Below are 2,117 nucleotides of genomic sequence, written 5' to 3'. Positions count from 1 at the left end.
ATCTGCTCTTCCGTGAACCGTGCTCGCTTCATCTGTCCGTCCTCTGAAAGGCCGGACTCTAAATCCTCGTGGAGGAAAATCTCAGTGGCAGGTCACCGACAAGAACGATGTTGCGCTGCTGCGCGACGAAGCCGCCTCCGGCCAGATCGCGCGCCAGGGTTTCGTTGACAGGCGCGCCGTCAAAGTCGAAGTCGCCGATATCCTTCGCCAAGGGGAGCTTGGCGATGGTCATCTGATATTTGATGGAGCGCGCTTGTTTTTCGGCGATTTCGGCCTTGAGAAGATCGCCGACGATCTGCGGCGGCTCATGCTGCCGCTTGATGCCCGTCGACATCACTTCATCGTAGGCGCTCCTCATGCCAAACAGCTTGAGTTCTCCCATGAGGTCGAAGATTTGCGTGCGTTCCAGCATCGCCTGAACTCCTCAGTTGATCGTAGCGGGCGCAATCGGCGAGCGGGACCTGCCGGAGCTTCAGGGCGTCCGGCGTGACGATGGTCAGCGGCGGACCAGGATCGCGGCGGCGCGCCAGAACGTTGAGAATGACGTCGGCGGAATGGACGCCCTGGTCCAGGGCCTCGGCGCAGGCGGCCTCGACCGCCGGCAGTCCATCGTCGAGAACCGCCGCCAGGATTTTAACCATCTGGCGGTCGCCGTCGGCGGAGCCCGCGAGCTTGCGGCGGATTTTCTCCATCGCTGACGGCAAAACCCAATCCTTGAACGGCGCGCCGTTCCTCAAGGCGCCCGGCTTCTTCGCCAGAACCGGCACGTAATGCCAAGGATCGTAAGCTGTCTCTTCGCGGCCAAAGCGGCGGCGATGTTCGCCGAACACGAGGCCATCCTGGCGGATGACGATGCGGTCGGCGTAAGCTTGGACTTCGACGGGACGGCCGACGGCGCTCGCTTTGACCGAGTATTTATTGCTGTCGAAGCGCACCAGGCAGGTCTTGGACACCGAAGCGCTGACCGCATGGAACCCGTCAAAGCGGCCGCGCAATGGCGTGAGCTGGGGGCGCTCTTCCTCGAAAACCTCCCACACCGTCTTGTCGGCAATTTCGGGATGGCGATGGGCTTTGGCGTAGGCGACGCATTTGTCCAGAAGCCAGGCATTCAATTCGTCATAGCTCTTGAACCGCAGACGCGGCGTGAAGAAGCGCTCGCGCACCAGACCGACCTGGTTCTCGACTTGGCCTTTTTCCCAGCCGGCTGCCGGCGTGCAGGCCACGGCCTCGACGAGATAATGCCCGCACATCTGAAGAAAGCGCCGGTTGTATCGCCGGTCCTTGCCGACGAAGATCGTCTCCACCGCGGTTTTCATGTTGTCGTAAATGCCGCGCGCGCAGGCGCCCTTGAAAAAGGCGAAGCCGCGGTCATGCGCGTCGAACACCATCTCCTGCGTCTCGCGCGGATAGGCGCGCGCAAAAAGCATGCGGCTATGGCAAAGCCGCATGTGCGCGACCTTCACGGTCGCCGTCACGCCGTTCAGCACGACGATTTCATGGCTCCAGTCAAATTGGTAGGCCTCGCCGGGAGCAAAGGCGAGCGGCACATAGGCTTGCGCCAACGCCGCCCCGCGCTCCTTGCGCCAGCTGATCGCGTAGCGGCGAACGGCGTCGTAGCTTCCGCCATAACCAAAGCCGCGCAGTTCTTCGAACAGCCGGACAAGCGTTAATCGCTCGCGTGCCGGCTTGCCTTCGTTCTCCTGCAGCAGGGTCTCCAGCCGCTCGCGCCACGGCCCGATTTTGGGAAGCGGCTGCCTCGAGCGCTCGTAATGGAACTCGGTCGCTTCTGAACGAATGACCTTCCGGACGACCTTGCGAGACACATGCAGGTCCCGGCAGATCTCCTTGATCGGCTTCTTCTGAACAAAATAAGCCCGGCGAATCTTGGCGATCGTCTCCACAACCAGCATTCCAATCTCGGCCTCCCAAAATCCAGGAGGCCACTGTGGACCCTCAGCTCTAGGGTCCCGATTGGATGCAAATCATCCCCAAAGCGGGGTCCTTATTCCATGCTTATTCACAAGAACTCTCGCCCCGTGAACTAGCAGTGCGCTTCACGAATGAGGAAAAGTATTTTGTGTCAGAAGCTTCCGTCTATCGGTTGCTCAAAGCGCATG

General features: G+C 60.8%; 1 protein-coding gene and 1 pseudogene. Both read right to left on the bottom strand.

Going from position 1 to position 2,117, the window contains the following annotated elements; genetic code table 11:
• Nucleotides 1–94: 94 nt before the first annotated feature.
• Nucleotides 95–412: pseudogene (locus BM177_RS19240) on the bottom strand (ATP-binding protein); the annotation flags it as partial.
• Nucleotides 339–1,910: an IS21 family transposase gene (gene istA / locus BM177_RS19235; protein ID WP_091686905.1), complete on the bottom strand. Its 1,572-nt coding sequence runs from the start codon at nt 1,908–1,910 to the stop codon at nt 339–341. The pseudogene BM177_RS19240 and the gene istA, both read right to left, overlap by 74 nt.
• Nucleotides 1,911–2,117 lie beyond the last annotated feature (207 nt).

This window comes from Methylocapsa palsarum, assembly GCF_900114285.1.
Lineage (GTDB): Bacteria > Pseudomonadota > Alphaproteobacteria > Rhizobiales > Beijerinckiaceae > Methylocapsa > Methylocapsa palsarum.
Note: the sequence above shows the minus strand (reverse complement) of the source record. Positions and strands in the feature narration are given on the sequence as shown.

Excerpts from the sequence above, each read along its gene's own strand:
- istA (WP_091686905.1), bottom strand. The coding sequence starts at position 1,910 with ATGCTGGTTGTGGAGACGATCGCCAAGATTCGCCGGGCTTATTTTGTT.